Consider the following 20476-nt stretch of genomic DNA (forward strand, 5'->3'; position numbering starts at 1 on the left):
ATTTCCTGAACCGATTGATCGCGAAGCGCGGCAGTCTTGTCAGAAGATGGTCTATATCTCGTCTTCTTCGACGATCCACGGCTCCTGCAGCGCGTCGGCCTCCCAACTCTGCCAGGCGGGCGTTTCGCGCAAGGTGGCGCCATAGGCATCGGCGACCGCATCCTGTGTCAGCATGTAGGTCCCGAACCGGCTCACGACCGGCGCATACATGGCGTCCGCGATCGTGAACTCGCCAAACAGGTACGGACCGCCGGAGGCATCCAGACACTCGCGCCAAAGATGCACAATGCGAGCGACATCCGCCTTCACCGCGGCATCGACCGCAAGTTTCTCAACCGGCCGCCGCATGTTCATGGGGCATGCCCCGCGCAAGGCGGCGAAACCGGAGGACATTTCCGCCGAAACCGCCCGCGCCCGGGCGCGGGCCTTGAAGTCGGCCGGCCAAAGCTCTTTTTCGGGGAAAACCTCCGCCGCGTATTCAAGGATCGCGAGGGACTCCCAGACCATAACATCGCCGTGCTTCAAGACCGGCACCTTGCCGCTTGGCGAGAGCGCCTTGATATCCGGATTGCCGGCCTCGAAGTTAAACCGCACGAACGTTTCTGTGAAAGTTATGCGCTTGTGCGACAGCGCAATCCACGGCCGGAATGACCAGGACGAATAGTTCTTGTTGGCGATGATCAGTTCCAGATCAGACATGCCGCCCCCCGATTTGCCCATGCACAGGCTGATTTTTCCGCATATGCCCGGAAACTGAGCACAGGCTTTCAGCCGATTGCAAGCCTGAGGAGAAGTTCCCTTGGGACACGGCGCAAAAACATTGCAAAATTCTGTTGCTACCGGGATTTTTGCCCTTGTCCTGTTGAAAATGAAAGAAAAATGGAACGATTATAAATCCGCGGGGGCAATGGTCGAAGCGACCGGCAGACCCTCGAACAGATATAGGGGAACACCACATGCGTATTTTGCGTTTGGCCGCGGCGGCCGCCTTTGTCGCGGCCGGCTTGGGCGCCGCCCAGGCAAATGATTGGTCCAAGGTCCGGATCGGCACGGAAGGAGCTTATCCTCCGTTCAACACCCTCACCTCCGATGGCCAACTCGTCGGCTTCGACATCGATATCGCAAACGCGCTTTGCGAACAGATGAAAGTCGAGTGCGAATTCATCACGCAAGATTGGGACGGCATGATCCCGGCCCTGCAGGCCGGCAAGTTCGACGCTGTCATCGCCTCCATGTCGATCACGGAAGAGCGCAAGCAAAAGGTCGATTTCACCAACAAGTATTACAACACTCCGCCCGCGATCGCGGTGCCGAAGGACAGCAGCATCACCAGCGTGGACGGCCTTGCCGGAGCGGCACTAGGGGCCCAGTCTTCCACAACACACTCCAACTACGCGGAAGCCAAGATCCCGCAAGCCGATCTGAAACTGTATCCAACCCCGGACGAGTACAAGCTCGACATCGCGAACGGCCGGATTGATGCGGTGATTGACGACGTTGTGGTTCTGTCCGAGTGGCTGAGCACTGAGGATGGCGCGTGCTGCAAGATCCTGACCACCCTGACGCCGGATCCGGTGATCAACGGCGAAGGCGCAGGCATTGCGATCCGCAAGGAAGACACCGCGCTCCGCGACATGTTCAATGAAGCAATCATTGCCATCCGCGAGAACGGAAAATACAAGGAAATCAACGATAAGTACTTTGATTTCGACGTCTATGGCGGGTAATTAGCCGCTCGCAAATGTTTGGAGCGCGGCCAGGATGCCACCAGGCCGCGCTCTTTTTGCGGAGCCACTGTCAAACTGACAAACCGGCAACCCGGAAAGCAGCGCCCCTGACATGGAAGAGGCCCTGACCCTCATATCTTTCGGCCCCGACGGCTGGGGCGATGAGATCGCCCGCGGCGTTCTGATCACCATATCGCTCGCGATCGCGACCCTTCCCTTCGGCCTTTTTCTTGGCTTCGTTATCGCGCTGGCCAAGCAGTCGGAAGAGCCTTCGCTCCGGATGGCCGCGAACATCTACACGACGATCTTCCGGGGCCTGCCCGAACTGCTTACGCTTTTCCTTGTCTATTATGGCGTGCAGATCGGCCTTCAAGAACTGGTCAAGCTTCTGGGCTTCGATGTCTTCATTGAGGTCAACTCCTTCGCTGCCGGCATGGTCGCGCTGGCACTGGTCTTCTCTTCCTATGCCTCCGAGGCATTCTTGTCCGCCTTCCGGGGTATTCCCAAAGGACAATATGAAGGCGGCCACGCGCTTGGCCTGTCGCGGGGCCAAACCATGCGGCTGGTCGTCTTTCCGCAACTCATCCGCCTCGCATTGCCGGCGCTCGGCAATCTCTGGCTGATCCTGCTGAAGGAAACCGCCCTGGTGTCGGTGATCGGCTTGTCCGACCTCGTCCGTCAATCTGGCATTGCAGCCCGTGTCACGAAGGAACCGTTTCTGTTCTTCGGCATCGCCTGCCTGATCTATCTGGTGCTGGCGATGATCTCATCGGTCGGGCTCACCCGGATTGAGGCCTGGTCCAAACGGGGGGATACCGCGCGATGACCGCCGCAAGCCCTGCAACAGGCAAGGCGCCGCCGCCGCCAAAACCGCGCCCCTGGAACCGGGACCGGGTTCTGGGCCATGTTCTGATGGCGCTGTGGATCGTGTCCGGCGGTTATCTCCTGCTCTATCTGGCTGGAAACGTAACCAGCCCCTTCGTTCAGAACTACTTCGATGATTACGTCGAGGGGTTCGTTATCACCGTTCAGATCGTCTCCTTGTCATTGCTGATCGGCGCGGCGCTGTCTGTCCCCATAGCCTTGGCGCGCGCATCGAGCTGGCGGATCCTGTCGGCACCCGCCTATGCCTATGTCTATTTCTTCCGCGGCACCCCGCTTCTGGCTCAAACCTTCCTGATCTATTACGGCGCCGGTTCTTTCCGTCCAGAACTACAGGCTATTGGCTTGTGGGGCTTCTTCCGGGACGCCTTCAACTGCGTGGTGTTCGCCTTCGCGCTGAACACCTCGGCCTATCAGGCGGAGATCCTGCGCGGCGCGATCCAGAATGTCGCCCGCGGCCAATGGGAAGGGGGGCAGGCGCTCGGCCTGCGCAAACCCGTGATCTTTTTCAAGGTCATCCTGCCCCAGGCCCTGATCGTGGCTTTGCGGCCCTATGGCAACGAAATCATCCTGATGATCAAAGGCTCGGCGATCGCCTCCATCGTGACGATCTATGATCTCATGGGCGAGACCCGGCGCGCCTATTCGCGCTCCTACGACTTCCAGGCCTACATCTGGGCGGCGGTGCTTTACCTCATCATCGTGGAAACGCTGCGCCGGATCTGGGACCGGATCGAAGCCCGGTTGACGCGGCACTTGAAGCGGTGATGTGTGGGCCGTCATTGCGCACAAGGAATCGAGTGAAAGACCTGCATGCCCGAAACAACACGAAAAGGCGTCCTCCATGCCGACACCCTGCTGGCCCATGGCGGCAGCGGACATGATCCCGCCACAGGAGCTGTGGTGCCGCCGGTTCAAACGGCGACCACCTTCGTCCGGGACGAGGCCTACAATCTGATCTCGCCGGCCCACCTCTACAGCCGCGACGACAACGACCTTTACCGCAAAGTCGAAGCCCTGATCGCAACCCTGGAACAGGGTGAGGACAGCCGCCTGTTCGCCTCCGGCATGGCGGCGGTCGCCGCTGTGGCGCGAACCGTCAAGCCAGGCGGGACACTGATGGTGCAATCCGGGATCTATTGGGGCACAACAGCGTTCTTGCGCGACCACTGCACGCATACGGGCATCGCCCTGATCGAAACCGACGTGACCGATCTGACAACCTTCGCAGAGGAAATCGCCATCGCGAAGCCGGATCTGGTCTGGATCGAAGTGCCGAGCAACCCCTATATCAAGGTCGCCGACATTCCCGCCGTTTCCGCGCCGTGCCGGGAGCACGGGGCCCTTTTATGTGTCGATGCCACCGCCGCCACGCCCCTTGTCCTGAAACCGCTGACCCTTGGCGCGGATCTCGTGATGCATTCGGCCACCAAGGCGATAAACGGCCACTCCGACATTCTGGGCGGCGTGGTTTCAACGCGGGACAAAGGCAGCGCGGCCTGGGCTTACATTTGCGCCGAACGCAAGATGGCTGGCGCGGTCATGGGGTCGTTCGAGGCATGGCTGCTGCTGCGCGGGCTGCGCACGCTCGGCCTCAGAGTGGAGCGGATGAACGCCAACGCGATTGCCCTCGCAGAACACCTGAACCAACACCCCAAGATCGACCGGGTTCTGTTTCCGGGCCTTGAAACCGACCCCTATCACGACCAGGCGGTCGCACAAATGACCGGCGGCTTCGGTTCCCTCATGTCCGTCTTGATCGCCGGGTCGCGGGCGGACACCTTGCGGGTCACGGGCGCGCTCAAGCTGTTCCAGCGCGCGACATCGCTCGGGGGGGTGGAAAGCCTGGTGGAACACCGGCACACCATCGAGGGGGATACCTCGGGCGTACCGGAAAACCTGCTGCGCCTGTCCGTTGGCATCGAGCATATCGACGACCTGAAGGCCGACTTCGATCAGGCCCTTGGTACGATCTGAGCGACTCCCTCATCGGTTGAAGACCGCCGATCAGAGTATAGCCGCCCAGGGCCGGTGTGCATTCATTGTCCGCCGCAGAATTTGCGGATCCAGGACACAAAGGCCTTCAGTGGGGGGCGCATGACGCCGGGCCGGGTGACGAGATAGTAGCCGCTTCCCCCGCCGCGGAGATCTTCAAACAGGATCTGCAGCGTTCCGGCGGCCACATCCGCCTCCACGAACGCCTTGGCGCTTGCGGTGATGCCATCGCCCCGGCGCAACCCCTCCAGCACCATATATCCGGGCAGGTGGGTGATGTTCAGCTTTGCCTTCGGGATCACGCCCTGCCTTTCCAGCCACAGCGCCAGTTCGTTGGTGCCAAGTTCCTGCAGCCAGGGAAACTGCAAGAGATGCTCCGGTTCGCTAACCTGCTTGTCCCCGATCAGGCATGTCGCACCGACCACGACATAATTGGTGGGGAGCAACAGCTCGCTCTCCAACCCCTCCCAACGTCCATTCCCGAACCGGATGGCAAGGTCCACGCCGCCTGGCTCCAGATCCACAATATCCCCCGTCGGGTTGAGCATCAGTTCGATGTCGGGATGGGCGAGCCGGAAGTCCGAGATCCGGGGCATGAGCCAGCTCACAGCGAAGGACGGTGTCATCGTCACATGAAGCGGGCGCGTCCGTCCGGACCGGGTCAACCGGTCCACGGCCTCGCTGATGGTGGAAAAGCCGTCTTTCAGACCTGCCGCCAGCATTTCGCCTTCCGCTGTCAAGGCAACGCCCCGCCCCGCGCGCACGACGAGACGAACGCCCAAGACGTCTTCCAGCGACCGGGTCTGCTGGCTGACGGCGGCGTGGGTAACGTTCAACGCGCGGCCCGCCGCCGAATAGCTCTTTGCCTCTGAAACGGCGGCGAAGGCTCGAAGGCTCGACAGCGGCGGCAGGAACAACCAATCCATTTGTTAGCTTACCTTACATATCGAAATTCTTCCTGACTCGTATTCTGATCCGCTTTCCGCCAATGTCAAATCATCAACCGGCGCCAAGGAATACCTCGTGACCAAAAGGATGTAAGCTCATGTTTGATGTCTATGCCCACAGCTTTCTCGAAGCGACCCGTTTCACCGCCAACACCCGGCCGGATCCGAAGACCCAGACACATCTGCTTCGGACCGCGCGAAGGCATCCCGAAAAATCAGACCGCTGGCTGCGCGGACACCATCTGATCTGACCTATCTGACCCGAGAGACTGACAAGCGGCGAATAATCGTCTAAGTCACGGTGCGATGTATGTCTGATCCGGGCCCGGTTTCCCGCCGGGCCCTTTCATGTGTTTGCGGAGGACTTTCACGACATGGCAAAGATTGCATTCATCGGTCTCGGCGTCATGGGCTACCCGATGGCCGGCCACCTGAAGACGAAAGGCGGCCACGAGGTCACCGTCTACAACCGCACTTTTGAAAAAGCCGAAAAATGGGTCGCCGAGTTCGGCGGCACCGCCGCGAAAACACCGCGCGAGGCCGCCGACGGCGCGGAGTTCGTGTTTTGCTGCGTCGGAAATGACAACGACCTGCGGGAGGTCACCATTGGCGAGGATGGCGCTTTTCACAGCATGAAGTCGGGCTCCATCTTCATCGACAACACCACGGCCTCCGCCGAGGTGGCACGCGAGCTTCATGCCCAGGCCGCAGAAAAGGGCTGCGGGTTCATCGACGCACCGGTGTCGGGCGGACAAGCGGGCGCGGAAAACGGGATGCTGACCGTCATGTGCGGCGGCGAGGAGGCCGTTTTCGAAAAGGCCAAACCTGTGATCGGGAACTTTGCCAAGTTCGCCGGGCTGATGGGGCCGAGCGGCGCCGGGCAGCTGACCAAGATGGTCAACCAGATCTGTATTGCCGGCCTTGTCCAGGGTCTGTCCGAGGCAATCCACTTCGCCAAGAAGGCGGATCTCGACGTGCCGACGGTGATTTCGGCCATCCGTGGCGGGGCGGCGCAATCCTGGCAGATGGAAAACCGCTGGGAGACGATGAAGGACGGCAAGTTCGATTTCGGCTTCGCCGTGGACTGGATGCGCAAGGATCTGGGCATATGCCTCAAGACCGCCAATGAGACCGGCGCCCGCCTGCCTGTCACGGCCCTTGTCGATCAGTTCTATGCGGAAGTCCAGGCCATGGGCGGTCAGCGCTGGGACACGTCAAGCCTGATCGCCCGGCTCGAAAACGCGGAAAAGAAATAGAACCTGCTGCGGCGAATTGAGAACGGTTCCGGGCCCGGTCCGGGACCGGACGCTGCGCGGAGGAGACCGGTCAAACATTCCTGGATCGGGGATGACCCCGTCCGCGCCCGTCCGGCTATCCGGCCACGGCCAGGCGTGTCCCTCCGGTCAAGCCGCGCTGCAGGCTTTGCGCGTACCAGTCGACAAACTGCACGACGCCGCTTTCCTGCAACTCAGAGTATGGCCCCGGTTCATAGGCGGGCGATAGGATTCCGCGCTGGTTTTCCTCCACGATCCGGCGGTCCTCATCATTGGTGTGCAGCCAGACTTCTGTGAGCCGGTTCAAGTCGTAGTCCTCGCCCTCCCGGGCGTCCTGGTGGACCAGCCAGGTGGTGGTGACTTGCGTTTCCATCGGCGAGATCGGCAGCACCCGGAACAGCAATGCCTGATCCGCCAGAAAATGGTTCCAGGTGTTGGGATAGTGGAAGAACAGACAGGTGCCGGCATCTTCCATCGGGATCTTGCCGATGCGTTTCGAGACCGCGGCCTTGCCGTCCATCGTGTAGCTGACCGCCTTGCCAAGGAAGGGGATGCGCACGAAGCGCCACTGCTCGGCCGGATCGATCACATAGGCGGAGGGCAGCCCTGCCGCCTCGCACTTCTCAATATGCATCCGGCCCTCGGGAGCCGAGTCGCTTGCCGAACTGCCGACCAGACGCGGATTGTCGGGAAAGGTCCGGCAGAGCGAAGGATGCGAGCCCGAGCAGTGGTAGCACTCGCGGTTGTTTTCCAGCACCAGCTTCCAGTTCGCCTTTTCGACGATGGTGCTTTGATGGGCAACCTTGGTGTTCTCCAGCCCATGCGGCCCCACATAGCGCGCCGCCATATGCGCGAAGGCATCGAACGGCGGCGCAACCTCCGCCAGCGAAATGAACACCAGCCCGGCGGCGGACCGGCAATGGACCGGCTTGAGCGGAAACGCGGACGGATCGAAATCCGCCCCCATGTCGCGCGCATACAGCAGCCGTCCGTCCAGTTCATAGGTCCATTGGTGATAGGGACAGACGAGCTTGGGGGCAGAGCCCTTGGCCGCAGAGCAAATCCGGCTGCCCCGATGGCGGCAGGAATTGTGAAAGGCGCGGATCTGCCCATCCGCACCACGAACCACGATGACCGGCGCCTCGCCGATCTCCAGCGTGATGTAGGCCCCGCTTTTCGGCAGCTCGGCGGACGCGCAGGCAAAGATCCAGTCCTTGAAGAAGATCTGCTCCAGATCCGCGGCATAGACGCCGGGATCGACATAGAACGCGCGCGGCAACGAGTACCCCGGGCGGCGGCGCAAGAGGGCGGACAGGACCTCGGCATGGGACAACATGGCAGTGCTCTCCTTGGGGGCTCGGGCCGGAGCCCTCAGATATCCTTCATCAACCGCAGGGCGTCATAGATCGCCGCGTGCGTGTTGCGGGCGGAAACGGCATCGCCGATCCGGAAAAGCTGGAAAGCGCCATCCGGGTTGCTCACGATGGTCTGGGGCCGGCCGTCCAGCAAGGCGTCCTGATCGACCGCCCCGCCATTGCGCGACCGGGGACGCAGGTCAAAATAAAGGTCGTCAAGCGGAATGGTGCCGTGATTGACGACGATCTGGTCGAACTCGCGGGTCTCGCGATGCGCGGAGTAATCCGTGCCGATCTGCGCGCTGAGCAAGTTGCCGGATCTGGCCACCGCCTTCAGCCGGTAGGTGACGGTGAACGTCACATCCTTGTCCTGAAGCGCGCGCATGTAGGGCACAAGGTTCATGGCCATGACATCGGGGGCGAAGGACCGGTCGGGTGTCATGATTTCCACATGAGCGCCGGACGCGGCAATGACCTCGGCCGCCTGAAGCGCGGCATGATCGCCCGCATCGTCATAGACCAGCACCCGGCGGCCCGGCTTCACGTCGCCGGAAATGATGTCCCAGGAGGACACGACAAGCTCGTTGCCTGCCTCCAGAACCTCTGTATCCGGCAGGCCGCCGGTCGCGATAATCACGACATCGGGCGACAGCGCCTCCACGTCCTCGGCTTCGGCAAAGGTGTTGAAGCGGAATTCCACATCGCGCGCCGCGCATTGGTCCATGCGCCAGTCGATGATCGAGATCATTTCCCGCCGACGCGGCGACAATGCCGTCAGCCGGATCTGTCCGCCGGGATCGGGGGCCGCCTCGAACACGGTCACCTTGTGCCCGCGTTCGGCCGCCACGCGCGCGGCCTCGAGTCCGCCGGGACCCGCGCCGACGATCGCGATTTTTTTTCGGGCGCTTTCGGGGGCCGGCCCGATCTCATGCGGCATGGACAACTCGCGTCCCGTGGCCGCATTGTGAATGCACAGCGCCTCGCCGCCCTGATAGATCCGGTCGAGGCAGTAGGTCGCCCCCACGCACGGGCGGATGTCGTGCTCCCGCCCCTCCAGGATTTTCTTCACGATCAGCGGATCCGCCATATGCGCCCGGGTCATCCCGACCATGTCGAGAATGCCCTCGGCAATCGCGTGCCGGGCGGTTGCCACATCCGGGATCCGGGCAGCATGGAACGTCGGCAGACCGGTCTCCCGCCGGATTGTGCCCGCGAAGTCAAGATGCGGCGCGCTCTTCATACCCTGAACCGGAATGACATCTGTCAGGCCGGGATCGGTATCGATATGACCACGGATCACGTTGAGAAAATCGATCTTGCCTGTTGCCTTTAGGCGGCGGGAGATCTCAATCCCCTGCTCCACAGAAATACCTCCCGGCGCCACCTCGTCCGCGGTGTAGCGAATGCCGACGATGAAATCCGGGCCCACCCTATCGCGAACGGCGTCAATCACTTCCATCGAAAACCGCAGGCGGTTGTCGAGCGATCCGCCATAGGGCGCATCGAGCTGGTTTGTGCGCTCCGACCAGAACTGGTCCATCAAGTGGCCGTAGGCCTGAAGCTCGACCCCGTCGAGGCCCGCCGCCTTCATCCGCTCGGCAGCGTCCGCGTAGTCGGTGATGATCCGGGCGATCTCCCAGTCCTCGAGCTTTTTCGGAAAGGCGCGGTGGGCCGCCTCCCGTTCGTGACCCGGCGCGACACATGGCAACCAGTCACCCTTGTTCCAATGGGTCCGGCGGCCCAGATGGGTGAGTTGGATCATCACCGCGCAACCGTGTGCGTGGCAGGCGTCCGCGAGCCTCGCCATCCACGGCACCACCTCGTCCTTGTAGGCCAGAATGTTGTTGAAGACGGGCGGACTGGTGCGCGAGACGGCGGCGGATCCGGCGGTCATGGTCAGCGCGATGCCCGCCCGCGCCCGCGCCTCGTGATAGGCGCGGTACCGGTCCTTCGGCATCCCGTCTTCCGGATAGGCCGGCTCGTGGCTCGTGGTCATGATCCGGTTCTTCAGGGTCAGATGCTTGAGCTGGTAAGGCTGAAGCAACGGGTCCTTCGACATCGGCAATCCTCTCCAGATGGGCACGGCCAGACATGCGGGTGCCGCCGCCAAGTCGGGCAAGGCGCCAAGTCTAGCCATCGCGGATCTGGGTTGAAAATGCGAGAAAACGACATTCATGTCGCTTTTAAAAACACAGGTGTCAATTTTCCTTGCCGGTTCGGATTTCAATTGCTAGGCACCGGCCATGGGTAGACATCTGATCGAAAAGACTTCGGGATGGCGGGGCAGCCGGGAGATCTGGATCCAGGCGGCCTATGAAGCGCTGATCGAGGCCGGAATCGATGCGGTGAAAGTCATGCCGCTTGCCGACCGGCTGGGCCTGTCCCGGACCAGTTTTTACGGTCATTTCTCAGACCGGGCCGAACTTCTGGATGGGCTCATCACCCTCTGGCAGACCAAGAACACCGGCAATCTGATCCGGCGCACCTCGGACTACGCGGACAGCATCACGGAAGCGATCCTGAACGTCTTCGACCTCTGGCTGTTGCCCGATCTGTTCGATTCCCGGCTGGAATTCGCCGTGCGCAACTGGGCTCACACCGACGCCCATCTGCAAAATCTGCTGGATGAGGCCGACACGGTCCGCGTGGAGGCCTTTCAAGCCATGTTCGAGCGCTTCGGCTACCCGCCGTTTTCGGCCAATATACGGGCCAACACGGTCTATCTGACCCAGATCGGATACATATCGATGAAGAAGACTGGACCGATGGAGCCGCTCCGCCCCCGTCTCGACCGTATGCCGCACTATGCCGAGATTTTCTCGGGCCAACCGGTAACCGACGCGGAGACCGCCCGTTTCTTTGCCCGGCACCCGGCCTGATTTGATCAGAAAGGGGTCGTTCGCCGCCGGTGTCCGGTGCCGCCCGCCCCTCCGGGTGGCCAAGACGTCCCAAACGACGAGCGGCCGCTCATCCGGAGACCGCTCATCCCGCGCACATTCATCCTCAGCCGGATGGGTCCGCCTTCGAAGGGCGGAATTGGCCAGCTTCAGGCATCTTTGTCAGGTTTCGGCTTTTCAGTCGCGACATAATTCAGCGGCAGCGCGGTCGTGTTCTTGATCTGCTCCATCGCGAAGGTGGTGGAGACATCCGTAATCGCGATCTTCGAGATCAGTTTCTTGTAGAACACATCGTAGGCCTCGATATCGGGGACGGCGACCCGCAACAGATAGTCCACCTGCCCCGCCATGCGGTAGAACTCGACGACTTCGGGAAACTCCTGAATCACGTCGGCGAATTTGCGCAACCAATCCTCGGAATGGGTGTTGGTTGTGATCGACACGAAGGCGGTCACCTTGGCGTTGACCTTGCGCGGATCAAGGATCGCGACGCGGCCGGTAATCACTCCATCCTCTTCCATTTTCTGGATCCGGCGCCAGCAGGGCGTCGTCGACAGGCCGACCCGGCGGCCGATCTCGGCAACGGGCACCGTGCAGTCTTCTTGGAGGATGGACAGGATGCGGCGATCGATACGGTCGATCATGTTTGTCGGCCCTTTCAATTCCAAAACCGGCGGACAAGCCGGGATGGGGCTGGATTCAGCTTGCGCGGTTTCGGGCCGGCATGGAATTCAATTCCAATACAGCCCTATCGATCAGAAATTTAGATTTTTCTTCTCAAATACACGATGATCTCCATTGCCTTTTTCGTTTCATTTGTCAAATAACCCGCCCCAGAAGAATTTTTTTTCAAATAGATCCATGGAGATCGATATGGTTGTCTTCAAGCGCATCGCAGCCGCCCTCGCCGCTGCCCTGATCGCCCTGCCGGCGGCGGCCCACGCGACCGTGTCCGGGGTGACCCCTCTTGTCTCCACCCAGTGGCTGGAAGACAATATCGGAAACGAAAACCTCCTCGTGCTGGACATCCGCTCCGAGATGGCCAAATCCGGCAAGGATGACTACCTGAAGGGCCATATCCCGGGCGCCCTGTGGAGCCCTTATCCAGGGTTCTGGCGCACCTCCCGCGACGGGGTCGTGGGGGTCGTTCCGAGCATTTCGACACTCGAAGCGGAGCTGTCAAACCTGGGTGTCGACGAGGACAAGACTGTCGTGATCGTTCCGGCCGGCACATCGCACACGGAATTCGGCGCCGCCGCGCGCATCTATTGGACCTTCAAGTATCTGGGCCATGAATCTGTCGCGATCCTCGACGGCGGCCACAAGGCTTGGGTCGCGGAGGAACGGACGCTGGAGGCTGGCAACGTGCAGCCCCAGAGCGCCTTGTTCGTGGCCGAGCCGAACCAGGACCTGATCATCTCCACCGACGAGGTGGCCGGGCGGATCAATACGTCAACGATCCTGATCGACGGCCGGCCGGAAGAGCAGTTTCTCGGCGCAAAGAAACACGACAAGGCAACCCGCTTCGGGCACATTCCGGGCGCCCAGCACCTGGACAACGCCTCCTTCTACGACGCGCAGGCCAACCGGTTAAAGCCGCTGTCTGAGATCGCGGCCCTCCTGCCGGCCAACCTGCGGGAGACGGAGGAAGATATTGTGTCCTATTGCAACACCGGCCATTGGGCCGCCACCAACTGGTTCGTCCTGCGGGAGGTTTTGGGCAAGGACAACGTGACGCTCTATGACGACAGCATCGTCGGCTGGAGCCAGCGCGCCGACCTTCCGGTCGCGGCTCCTCAGGTCCCGGCCGCCAACTGAACATCCATGCACGTTCCGCCCCTATCACCATCGCCCGGCCCAAGCAGCCGGGCGATTTCGTTTCGCAGAACGGGCAAGAGATCGGTTTCGAACCAGCGGTTCTTCTTCAGCCAGGCATTGTTCCGCCAGGACGGATGCGGCAGGGGCAGGACGCGTGGCTTGCCCGGCTCCGGGGCCTCTTCCCAGTAGTCCCGCCAGTTGGCAACGGTTTCCGTCAGGCTTTTGCGACGGCGCGTGCCCAGGTGATAGGCCTGCGCATATTGGCCGATCACCAGCACCAGCTCGATCTGCGGCATCGCCGCAAAGAGCTGATCATGCCAGGCCTTGCGGCATTCCGGGCGCGGCGGCAAATCGCCCCCCTTGGCGTCGAGGCCGGGAAAACAAAAGCCCATCGGCACGATGGCCAGACGATCCGGGTCATAAAAGAGGTCCGGGCCAATGCCCATCCAGCTTCTCAGCCGGTCGCCGGACGGATCGGTGAACGGCCGCCCGCTGCGATGAACGCGGGTACCGGGTGCCTGGCCGCAAATGCACAGCCGGGCCGTCCTGGACACCTGAAGAACCGGGCGCGGATCATGCGGCAGCGGCGCACGCTCCGGGGCCTCGACACAGATCCGGCAATCGCGGATTTCGGCTGCAAGCTGTTCAAGACCACCAGCAAAATCCGAACAATTCGACCTCACATGCTTACCCTTCATTTACCACGTGTTTGAGGACGATCTTAAGAAAGGATGAGTCACAACAAGTGAACGCGTAAGGTCAATGCAATACTTCGACAACCGGTTCACACGATTTCATGGATTCACTGTCAGACAATGCAGACGAGGGCAGAGCGGTCATCAACCGGCAACGGGCGATGCGCCGGCGCAAGGTCGCAAAGACAGTTCATGACAGCCGGGCCAGGTACAGCCGGCCGGACACGGCGGCCGCCCAGTATACGCTCGAGCGCCTGCACCTGTTCGCAGACACAAGGATCAGCGCGGCCTATGCCGTCCCGATGCTTGCCCTGATCGTGGCCGGCATCTCCACGCTGTGGATCGAACCGACCCTGGTCGCGCTTTGGTGTCTGGCCACGATCGGTACCCACGGCCTGATGGTGCTGACCTGCAACACCTATGAGCGGGCCTCCTCGGAGACCCGGGCCCAATCGCGCTGGCTGCCCCGGTTCGCGCTCGGCGACCTGCTCTACGGCACGAGCTGGGCGATGTTCTTCCTCCTGCCTGTCCGAGAGGAAACCGCCGAGGGCTTTCTCGTTTTTCAGTTCGCGACCATGCTGATCGTCGTGGCAATGAACACGATGCAATCGGCCACGATCCCCAAGGCCCTGATCGCCAGCACGTTGCCGATCACGCTGGTGATAACCTTCAGCTTCCTGTCCCTGGCGGCGCCCATCCATTACACCCTCGCGGCCATGGCGATCGGGGCGCAAGGCTTCTTCCTGATTCTGGGCAACCAGCTCATCAAGAACGCCAACACGATTCTGGAATACCGCGCGGAAAAGGATCATCTGATCGCGGAGCTGGAAACCGCCAATGCCCTGTCGGACGAATCCCGCCGCCGGGCCGAAGCGGCCAACATGGCCAAGTCCAGATTTCTGGCGACCATGAGTCACGAGCTGCGCACCCCGCTGAACGCGATCCTCGGCTTTTCCGAAGTCATGAAGGACGAGGTGCTGGGGGCGATGAAGAATGATCAGTACAAATCCTACGCGGCAGACATTCACGGGTCCGGCCAACACCTGCTCAACCTGATCAACGAGATCCTCGACCTGTCCCGGATCGAGGCCGGCAGGCATGAGTTGCAGGAAGAATCCCTCTCCCTGGGTCCGATTGTCGCCGAATGCATCGCCATGATGCAGATCCGGGCCAAGGCGAGAAACATCACCCTTCATGACGCAAGGGAAATCACTTTGCCGAACGTCTGGGCCGACGAGCGAGCTCTGCGCCAGGTGATCCTCAATCTGCTGTCCAACGCGGTGAAATTCACCCCGATCGGCGGCGATGTCTGGGTGACAGCGGGCTGGACGTCCGGCGGCGGACAATATGTCTCCGTTCGCGACAGTGGCCCGGGCATCCCGGAAGAGGAAATCCCGACGGTGATGGAAGCGTTCGGTCAGGGCTCCATGGCGATCAAGAGCGCGGAACAGGGCACCGGCCTCGGCCTGTCCATCGTGCAGGCCCTGGTGAACATGCATGGCGGCCAGTTCAAGCTGCGTTCCAAGCTGCGGCATGGCACGGAAGCCGTGGTCACCTTGCCCAAATCGCGGGTGATGAACTACACAACCGAGCCCGTCCCGGCCGATGATCCGGACGAAGCCGACTTCGCGGCCTCCTCGACCCGCCGGATGGCCTGACCTGGATCGACGGCAACCGGCCGCCCCATGCTGCGCCAATCAGGCGCCGCTTTTTTCCGAGACACCGGCCGTGTCGAAGGTTGCCATGCCCGAATGGGTCGCGGCCGCGGCCTTGACGATACCGGCGGCCAGAGCCGCACCGGATCCCTCTCCCAGCCGCATGCCGAAGTCGAACAGCGGCGTCTTGCCCATGTGCTGGAGCGCCCGCCCATGCGCGGCCTCCGACGACAGATGGGCGAACAGGCAATGATCGAGACCTTCAGGGTCCATCGCGTGCACAACGGCCGCTGCGGCTGTCGTGACGAAGCCATCAACGATCACCGGGACGCGCTGCAGGCGCGCAGCGATGATCAGCCCCGCCATGGCCGCGATTTCCCGGCCGCCGACGCGGCGCAGCACTTCCAGCGGGTCGCGCTCCGGACCGAGCCGGGCGACTGCCGCGCGAACGGCCCCGGCCTTGCGTTTCAATCCCTCATCATCGACCCCGGTGCCCCGGCCCACCCACTCCTCGGGCTCTCCGCCGAAAAGGGCGTGGAAAATCGCCGCGGCGACGGTGGTGTTGCCGATCCCCATCTCCCCGAGACAGATCAGGTCGATACCGCCGGCCAGCGCCTCCATGCCGTAAGCCATCGTCGCCGCGCAATTGGGTTCATCCATGGCGTCCTCGCGGGCGATGCTGGGTGTCGGCAGATCCACCGCCAGATCGAATACCTTGAGCCCGATATCGAAGCTGCGGCAGATCTGGTTGATCGCGGCTCCGCCGGCGGCGAAATTTTCAACCATTTGCCGGTTGACGGCGGCCGGAAACGCCGACACCCCCTCCTCCACAACACCGTGGCTTGTGGCAAAGATCGCCACCAGTCCGCGCCCGACCTTTGGGGTGTCCTTGCCGGACCAGGCGGCCAGCCATTCGGCAATGTCTTCCAGCTTTCCCAGCGACCCGGCAGGCTTCGTCAGTTGCGCATCCCGTGCCCGAACCGCGGCCACTGCGCCTTCATCCGGACCGGGCATGGACTTGACCAGGTTCCGGATATCGTTGAAGGGCAAAGCGCTTTCGGACAAGGACATGGCTCGTTCGCTCCAGATGGGCTGCAGACGGGGTGGGTTTGTGTTCTCAGGTTGCCGATCTATAACGGCGGCTGATCAAAACACAAGCGCAGGACCGGCTTCGATGGCTGCAGCCCCTGAGACTCGCCCAGATCCCAAACCGGCCCCGGCGGCTGGCCACCGGTTCCTGCCGGTCCTTCGTTTTGCTGCGGATACGGCGGCCTGTATCCGCTTCTTCTCCAGGCTGCCCCTGCCACCGGTCAACAGCCTGGACGATCCCGCCTCCCTGCCCGACTTCACTCGCAGCGCGCGGGCCGCGCCGCTGGCAGGTCTTTTCGTCGCCGTGCCGGCGGCGGCACTGGGTTTGGCGCTTGGTGCCACAGCCTTGCCAGCCTATGCGGTGGCCGTCCTGGTTGTGGCGGGTTTGACCGCCGTTACGGGCGCCCTTCATGAAGACGGCCTGTCGGATTCCGCAGACGGTTTTTTTGGCGGCGCGACGCCCGAAAGGCGCCTTGAAATCATGAAAGACAGCCGCATCGGCGCCTTTGGCGCCATCGCGCTGATCCTGACCCTTGGACTGAACACGGCGCTGATTGCCGAGCTTTTGATGCGATACGGGAGCGCCGATGCAATGTTGAGTGTGCTCGCGGCGGCGGCCCTGTCCCGCGCGCTCATGGTGTGGCAATGGCACCGGCTACCCCCGGCCCGGCCCGGCGGGCTTGGCGCCCGGTTCGGGCAACCCTCCCGAAACACAACGGTTCATGCATTGGGGATCGGTCTGCTTTGCCTAGTTCCGGTGTTGATAGAGTCCGGCTTCCTTGCAACCGGCCTCGGCGCCCTGCTCGCGATGGCTGCGGCATTCGGATTCGGCCAGCTCGCAATTGCCAAGATCGGCGGGATGACTGGTGATGTTCTGGGGGCGGTCCAGCAGGCCGGTTTCCTCGGGTTCCTGACCGGTGTGCTTGTGCTGCCATGATGGCTTCAGATCTGTGGCCACCCGCCTTTTGGCGTTGCGCTGCCGCCGGAAACCTGCAACGGATCGCGCAAAGATCATGCAAGAGAACCCGAATGCCGATCCAACTCGTTCAATTCGTTCCACCCGGATCGGTCCCGCCCGGCCATAGATGCGGCAAGGTCATCAACCGCTGGCGGCTTTTGGCCGCCATCTTGATGTGTCTGATCGTGGCCGCCTGCGGCACAAGACCCGGTGAAGGCGCTCTCGCGATCAACACAGCACCGGCGCCCGAAGCAAGGGTCCACGATATCCTGATCGCGACAACCCGGGCCCGCGACGACCGGCCCGACACCTATTTCAACGGCGAGCGGCGGGAGGCAGGACTGGATTTCGCCGAAGCGCAGATCTCCGTGCCACCCAACCACCAGCCCGGCAAGATCGAGTGGCCCGCCACCTTTCCCGGCGATCCTCAAACCGAATTCGTTGCACGCGGCGCGTCCTATATTGACAGCGAAGCGGCGTTCACAACCCGGTTGAACAATAGCTTGGCACAGCGTCCGAAGGGCGAGCGGACAATCTTCATCTTCATCCACGGCTACAACACCAACTTTGCCGAGGGCCTCTACCGTTTCACACAGTTTATCCATGATGCCGAATTTCCCGGAGTGCCACTGCTGTTCACCTGGGCCTCCCGCGGTCAGCTTCAGGATTACGTTTATGATTTGAACAGCGCCGCGATCGCGCGGGATTCGCTGGAACGAACGGTGCGGATTGCAGCCGAGAGCAAGGCCGAAAATATTGTCATCATGGCCCATTCGATGGGCAACTGGCTTCTCCTGGAAACCGGCGCCCGTGTGCCCAGGCAAGAGCGCGACAAGCTTATGCGCAAGGTTGACCATGTCGTGATGGCGGCGCCCGACATCGACATCGACTTGTTCAAGGCCCAACTGCGTCGGATGGGAAAGCCGGAAACACCCTATATCGTGGTCGTATCTCGGGACGACCGCGCCTTGCGCGCGTCGCGGGCCATCGCTGGCGGCAAAGAACGCGTTGGGGCCTATTCCAATGACGAAGAACTCGCAGAACTTGGCGCTGTCGTGGTCGATCTGACGGGTCTCAAAGGCGACGATGCCGCCAATCACGGAAAGTTTGCCCAGCTTGCCGAATTTACCCCCGAACTGCGATCGGCCCTGTTTCAAGCCAACGTGACAGAAATCCATCCAAACCAGGGCGATGCCCTGACCTCGGCCGGTTCGAATCTGGGAGCCTTTGTCGGATCAACCGCCCAGATTGCCGTGACCTTGCCGATCACACTCATCACCGCACCCATCGCCCTTGCCACCGGAAACCGCTGACGCGGCCTTGGCGCCGCCACAGTTCGACAGCTATATCCAGCCTATGAAATCGCCCTGTATCAAAGTCTGCAAAATCGACGAACCCTCCCGTCTGTGCCTCGGGTGCTTCCGCACGCTTGAGGAGATCGCCACATGGGCCCGGCTGACCGATGCCCAACGGGACCAGGTGATGAACGATCTCGACCGCAGGCGGCTTGCTTTCGCCGCGGGTTAGGCCATGCGTGGCAGCAACCCGATCCGGGGTATCGTTCTTGCGGTCCTGATCTGTGTCATCGCGGGCGCCGGGGTGTATGCCCTGGTCGATTGGCCAGCATCGCCGGAAGAGCTTGATTTCGACCAGACAGGTCCCCGGCTTGCCGCCCTGTCAGCCCTGGCCGCCGTTTTCGTTGCGAGCCTGCTGTTCGGCCAGCCCAAAGTGAAGGACATCCTCCGCGCCACCTTGTTCTGGGGCGGGCTCGCCGCCATTCTGGTGGTGGGATACACCTTTCGCCACGACCTTGTGCAAGGCGGATACCGGGTTCTCGGCGCGCTGGCGCCCGGGCTTGCCGTTTCCCAGCCGGACGGCACGATCCTGATCGTGCGCGATGCGAGCGGCCACTTCATGCTGGATGGCCGGGCCAATGGCGCGCGCATTCCGTTCCTCCTCGACACCGGAGCCAGCGCCGTCGTGTTGACCCTGGAGGACGCCCGCCGCGCCGGGTTCAAGGACGCGGATCTGTCCTTCCGTGTGCCGGTGTCCACCGCCAACGGCCGCACCCTGGTCGCTCCTGTGCGGATCGAGGACCTGAAGGTGGGGGACGCGCACTTTCCCAATGTCCGGGCCTTCGTGGCGCGCGAGGGATCGCTCGAAACCAGCCTGTTCGGCATGACCGCCCTCGACCGGCTGCAAAGCTGGCGGATTGAGGGCGACCGGCTCATCCTCTCGCCTTAGGGCATCTCCTGACATCTCAGGAACGCGCGCAGACCTTGCCCGTCAGATCGAAGCTTGGTGTTTCGGGTTCACCGGGAATTCCGCTAAGCGAACACACTCGCGAAGAACCGCGCGGCAACGAGCAGCAGGAAAACCCCGAAACAGATCTCCATGGTGCGCCGGGACAGGGCATGGGCCGCGCGCACGCCAAAGGGGGCGGCGAAGGTGGTGACCGGAATGATCAGCGCCACGCCCAGCAGGTTCACATAGCCGGCGGAAAAGGCCGGCAGGCCGGCCGCGCCCCAGCCCGCCCAAATAAGCCCGATGGTTCCGGGAATGGAGATCATCAGGCCGGTGCCGGACGAGGTCGCCACCGCCTGATGGATCGGCCGCCCGTACAGCGTCATGAAGGTGTTGTTCATCACCCCGCCACCGATCCCCATGAGGGTGGAAAACAGGCCGATCAGAAAACCGCACACCGCGCGGACCGGATTGCCGGGAATATCCGTGCCGAGCCGCCAATGGGGCCGGTCAAGCAACATGCGAAGGCCGAGAACAAGGGCGATAACCGCAAAGATCGCCTTCAAGCCCGTTCCGGAAACGGAGGCCGCGACGAGGGCGGCCGCGATCACGCCCAATGGCAGCGGGATCAGCCAGGTCTTCAGCAACTGAAGGTCCACGGCGCCGCGCTTCTTGTGCGCCAGAAACGAGCGGGTGGACGTGGGCACGATGATGGCCAGCGACGTCGCCACCGCCACATGCATTCGCACGCTTTCGTCAACGTTCAAGAAGCTCAGGAACTGGTAGAGAACGGGCACCAGCACAGCGCCACCGCCGATCCCGAACAGACCGGCGAGAAACCCCGCCAGAAGGCCGGATGCGACGAGGGCGAGGCCGAGCCCCAGGGCTTCGCCGGTGAGCAGACTGAATTCCATGATCGGGTGCTTTCGCGCGGGCGGCC

21 protein-coding genes are annotated in these 20476 nt (G+C 62.2%); 13 read left to right on the forward strand and 8 right to left on the reverse strand.

Annotated elements, in window-relative coordinates; genetic code table 11:
* Positions 1–51: 51 nt before the first annotated feature.
* Positions 52–699: a glutathione S-transferase family protein gene (locus F0184_RS06765; protein WP_150495402.1), complete on the reverse strand. Its 648-nt coding sequence runs from the start codon at positions 697–699 to the stop codon at positions 52–54.
* Positions 700–956: 257 nt separating this feature from the next.
* On the opposite strand from F0184_RS06765, the gene F0184_RS06770 reads away from it, so the two are divergent.
* The 4 genes from F0184_RS06770 to F0184_RS06785 all read left to right on the forward strand — a co-directional run bounded on the left by F0184_RS06770 (position 957) and on the right by F0184_RS06785 (position 4586).
* Positions 957–1727: an ABC transporter substrate-binding protein gene (locus tag F0184_RS06770; RefSeq protein ID WP_150495403.1), complete on the forward strand. Its 771-nt coding sequence runs from the start codon at positions 957–959 to the stop codon at positions 1725–1727.
* A gap of 112 nt (positions 1728–1839) precedes the next feature.
* The gene (locus F0184_RS06775; RefSeq protein ID WP_150495404.1) at positions 1840–2553 is read left to right on the forward strand and encodes an ABC transporter permease; all 714 of its coding nucleotides are present in this window, start codon (positions 1840–1842) and stop codon (positions 2551–2553) included.
* Complete coding sequence (locus tag F0184_RS06780) at positions 2550–3377, forward strand: ABC transporter permease (protein ID WP_150495405.1); 828 nt, start codon at positions 2550–2552, stop codon at positions 3375–3377. Before F0184_RS06775 ends, F0184_RS06780 begins: the two co-directional genes overlap by 4 nt.
* A 45-nt stretch (positions 3378–3422) precedes the next feature.
* Positions 3423–4586: a trans-sulfuration enzyme family protein gene (locus F0184_RS06785; protein ID WP_150495406.1), complete on the forward strand. Its 1164-nt coding sequence runs from the start codon at positions 3423–3425 to the stop codon at positions 4584–4586.
* A 62-nt stretch (positions 4587–4648) separates the two neighbouring features.
* On the opposite strand, the gene F0184_RS06790 is transcribed toward F0184_RS06785, so the two are convergent.
* Positions 4649–5530 carry a LysR family transcriptional regulator gene (locus F0184_RS06790; RefSeq protein ID WP_150495407.1) on the reverse strand — a complete coding sequence of 294 codons (882 nt, stop codon included), beginning with the start codon at positions 5528–5530 and terminating at the stop codon, positions 4649–4651.
* Between the two features lie 119 nt (positions 5531–5649).
* On the opposite strand from F0184_RS06790, the gene F0184_RS20500 reads away from it, so the two are divergent.
* Complete coding sequence (locus tag F0184_RS20500) at positions 5650–5802, forward strand: hypothetical protein (RefSeq protein WP_172972013.1); 153 nt, start codon at positions 5650–5652, stop codon at positions 5800–5802.
* A 123-nt stretch (positions 5803–5925) separates the two neighbouring features.
* Positions 5926–6807 (forward strand): NAD(P)-dependent oxidoreductase, encoded by an 882-nt coding sequence (locus F0184_RS06795; protein WP_150495408.1) that lies wholly within the window; start codon positions 5926–5928, stop codon positions 6805–6807.
* 115 nt (positions 6808–6922) lie between these two features.
* On the opposite strand, the gene F0184_RS06800 is transcribed toward F0184_RS06795, so the two are convergent.
* Both F0184_RS06800 and F0184_RS06805 read right to left on the reverse strand, forming a co-directional pair.
* Positions 6923–8161: an aromatic ring-hydroxylating oxygenase subunit alpha gene (locus F0184_RS06800; protein ID WP_150495409.1), complete on the reverse strand. Its 1239-nt coding sequence runs from the start codon at positions 8159–8161 to the stop codon at positions 6923–6925.
* 35 nt (positions 8162–8196) lie between these two features.
* A complete protein-coding gene (locus F0184_RS06805) occupies positions 8197–10239 on the reverse strand; it encodes an NADH:flavin oxidoreductase (RefSeq protein ID WP_150495410.1) in 2043 nt (680 codons plus the stop codon).
* A gap of 184 nt (positions 10240–10423) precedes the next feature.
* Here F0184_RS06805 and F0184_RS06810 point away from each other — a divergent pair, with 184 nt between their 5' ends.
* Positions 10424–11059: a TetR/AcrR family transcriptional regulator gene (locus F0184_RS06810; RefSeq protein ID WP_150495411.1), complete on the forward strand. Its 636-nt coding sequence runs from the start codon at positions 10424–10426 to the stop codon at positions 11057–11059.
* Positions 11060–11226: 167 nt separating this feature from the next.
* On the opposite strand, the gene F0184_RS06815 is transcribed toward F0184_RS06810, so the two are convergent.
* On the reverse strand, positions 11227–11718 hold the full coding sequence (locus F0184_RS06815; protein ID WP_208998368.1) for an Lrp/AsnC family transcriptional regulator: 492 nt from the start codon (positions 11716–11718) through the stop codon (positions 11227–11229).
* A gap of 232 nt (positions 11719–11950) precedes the next feature.
* On the opposite strand from F0184_RS06815, the gene F0184_RS06820 reads away from it, so the two are divergent.
* Positions 11951–12895, forward strand: coding sequence for a sulfurtransferase (locus tag F0184_RS06820; RefSeq protein WP_150495413.1), 945 nt, complete (start codon positions 11951–11953; stop codon positions 12893–12895).
* Here F0184_RS06820 and F0184_RS06825 read toward each other — a convergent pair.
* Entirely contained in the window at positions 12874–13578 is a 705-nt protein-coding gene (locus F0184_RS06825) for a uracil-DNA glycosylase family protein (RefSeq protein ID WP_244299014.1), read from the reverse strand. The two genes, F0184_RS06820 and F0184_RS06825, sit on opposite strands and share 22 nt — an antisense overlap.
* Before the next feature lie 113 nt (positions 13579–13691).
* On the opposite strand from F0184_RS06825, the gene F0184_RS06830 reads away from it, so the two are divergent.
* Positions 13692–15248 carry a sensor histidine kinase gene (locus F0184_RS06830; RefSeq protein ID WP_150495415.1) on the forward strand — a complete coding sequence of 519 codons (1557 nt, stop codon included), beginning with the start codon at positions 13692–13694 and terminating at the stop codon, positions 15246–15248.
* Between the two features lie 39 nt (positions 15249–15287).
* Here F0184_RS06830 and cobT read toward each other — a convergent pair whose 3' ends face one another.
* Entirely contained in the window at positions 15288–16316 is a 1029-nt protein-coding gene (gene cobT / locus F0184_RS06835) for a nicotinate-nucleotide--dimethylbenzimidazole phosphoribosyltransferase (protein WP_150495416.1), read from the reverse strand.
* A gap of 103 nt (positions 16317–16419) precedes the next feature.
* On the opposite strand from cobT, the gene cobS reads away from it, so the two are divergent.
* The 4 genes from cobS to F0184_RS06855 all read left to right on the forward strand — a co-directional run bounded on the left by cobS (position 16420) and on the right by F0184_RS06855 (position 19536).
* Positions 16420–17271: an adenosylcobinamide-GDP ribazoletransferase gene (gene cobS / locus F0184_RS06840; protein ID WP_150495417.1), complete on the forward strand. Its 852-nt coding sequence runs from the start codon at positions 16420–16422 to the stop codon at positions 17269–17271.
* Between the two features lie 92 nt (positions 17272–17363).
* Positions 17364–18605, forward strand: a complete 1242-nt coding sequence (locus tag F0184_RS06845; RefSeq protein ID WP_150495418.1) for an alpha/beta hydrolase — start codon at positions 17364–17366, stop codon at positions 18603–18605.
* A 7-nt stretch (positions 18606–18612) separates the two neighbouring features.
* Positions 18613–18819, forward strand: coding sequence for a DUF1289 domain-containing protein (locus F0184_RS06850; RefSeq protein WP_244299017.1), 207 nt, complete (start codon positions 18613–18615; stop codon positions 18817–18819).
* Between the two features lie 3 nt (positions 18820–18822).
* Entirely contained in the window at positions 18823–19536 is a 714-nt protein-coding gene (locus F0184_RS06855; RefSeq protein ID WP_150495419.1) for a retropepsin-like aspartic protease family protein, read from the forward strand.
* A gap of 83 nt (positions 19537–19619) precedes the next feature.
* Here F0184_RS06855 and F0184_RS06860 read toward each other — a convergent pair whose 3' ends face one another.
* Positions 19620–20450, reverse strand: coding sequence for a sulfite exporter TauE/SafE family protein (locus F0184_RS06860; RefSeq protein ID WP_150495420.1), 831 nt, complete (start codon positions 20448–20450; stop codon positions 19620–19622).
* Positions 20451–20476 lie beyond the last annotated feature (26 nt).

The organism is Roseibium aquae, assembly GCF_008711285.1.
Lineage (GTDB): Bacteria > Pseudomonadota > Alphaproteobacteria > Rhizobiales > Stappiaceae > Roseibium > Roseibium aquae.

Bases quoted from the DNA above. Each gene is read 5' to 3' on its own strand.
- F0184_RS06765 (WP_150495402.1), bottom strand. From the start codon at position 699: ATGTCTGATCTGGAACTGATCATCGCCAACAAGAACTATTCGTCCTGG.
- F0184_RS06770 (WP_150495403.1), top strand. From the start codon at position 957: ATGCGTATTTTGCGTTTGGCCGCGGCGGCCGCCTTTGTCGCGGCCGGC.
- F0184_RS06775 (WP_150495404.1), top strand. From the start codon at position 1,840: ATGGAAGAGGCCCTGACCCTCATATCTTTCGGCCCCGACGGCTGGGGC.
- F0184_RS06780 (WP_150495405.1), top strand. From the start codon at position 2,550: ATGACCGCCGCAAGCCCTGCAACAGGCAAGGCGCCGCCGCCGCCAAAA.
- F0184_RS06785 (WP_150495406.1), top strand. From the start codon at position 3,423: ATGCCCGAAACAACACGAAAAGGCGTCCTCCATGCCGACACCCTGCTG.
- F0184_RS06790 (WP_150495407.1), bottom strand. From the start codon at position 5,530: ATGGATTGGTTGTTCCTGCCGCCGCTGTCGAGCCTTCGAGCCTTCGCC.
- F0184_RS20500 (WP_172972013.1), top strand. From the start codon at position 5,650: ATGTTTGATGTCTATGCCCACAGCTTTCTCGAAGCGACCCGTTTCACC.
- F0184_RS06795 (WP_150495408.1), top strand. From the start codon at position 5,926: ATGGCAAAGATTGCATTCATCGGTCTCGGCGTCATGGGCTACCCGATG.
- F0184_RS06800 (WP_150495409.1), bottom strand. From the start codon at position 8,161: ATGTTGTCCCATGCCGAGGTCCTGTCCGCCCTCTTGCGCCGCCGCCCG.
- F0184_RS06805 (WP_150495410.1), bottom strand. From the start codon at position 10,239: ATGTCGAAGGACCCGTTGCTTCAGCCTTACCAGCTCAAGCATCTGACC.
- F0184_RS06810 (WP_150495411.1), top strand. From the start codon at position 10,424: ATGGGTAGACATCTGATCGAAAAGACTTCGGGATGGCGGGGCAGCCGG.
- F0184_RS06820 (WP_150495413.1), top strand. From the start codon at position 11,951: ATGGTTGTCTTCAAGCGCATCGCAGCCGCCCTCGCCGCTGCCCTGATC.
- F0184_RS06830 (WP_150495415.1), top strand. From the start codon at position 13,692: ATGGATTCACTGTCAGACAATGCAGACGAGGGCAGAGCGGTCATCAAC.
- cobT (WP_150495416.1), bottom strand. From the start codon at position 16,316: ATGTCCTTGTCCGAAAGCGCTTTGCCCTTCAACGATATCCGGAACCTG.
- cobS (WP_150495417.1), top strand. From the start codon at position 16,420: ATGGCTGCAGCCCCTGAGACTCGCCCAGATCCCAAACCGGCCCCGGCG.
- F0184_RS06845 (WP_150495418.1), top strand. From the start codon at position 17,364: ATGCCGATCCAACTCGTTCAATTCGTTCCACCCGGATCGGTCCCGCCC.
- F0184_RS06855 (WP_150495419.1), top strand. From the start codon at position 18,823: ATGCGTGGCAGCAACCCGATCCGGGGTATCGTTCTTGCGGTCCTGATC.
- F0184_RS06860 (WP_150495420.1), bottom strand. From the start codon at position 20,450: ATGGAATTCAGTCTGCTCACCGGCGAAGCCCTGGGGCTCGGCCTCGCC.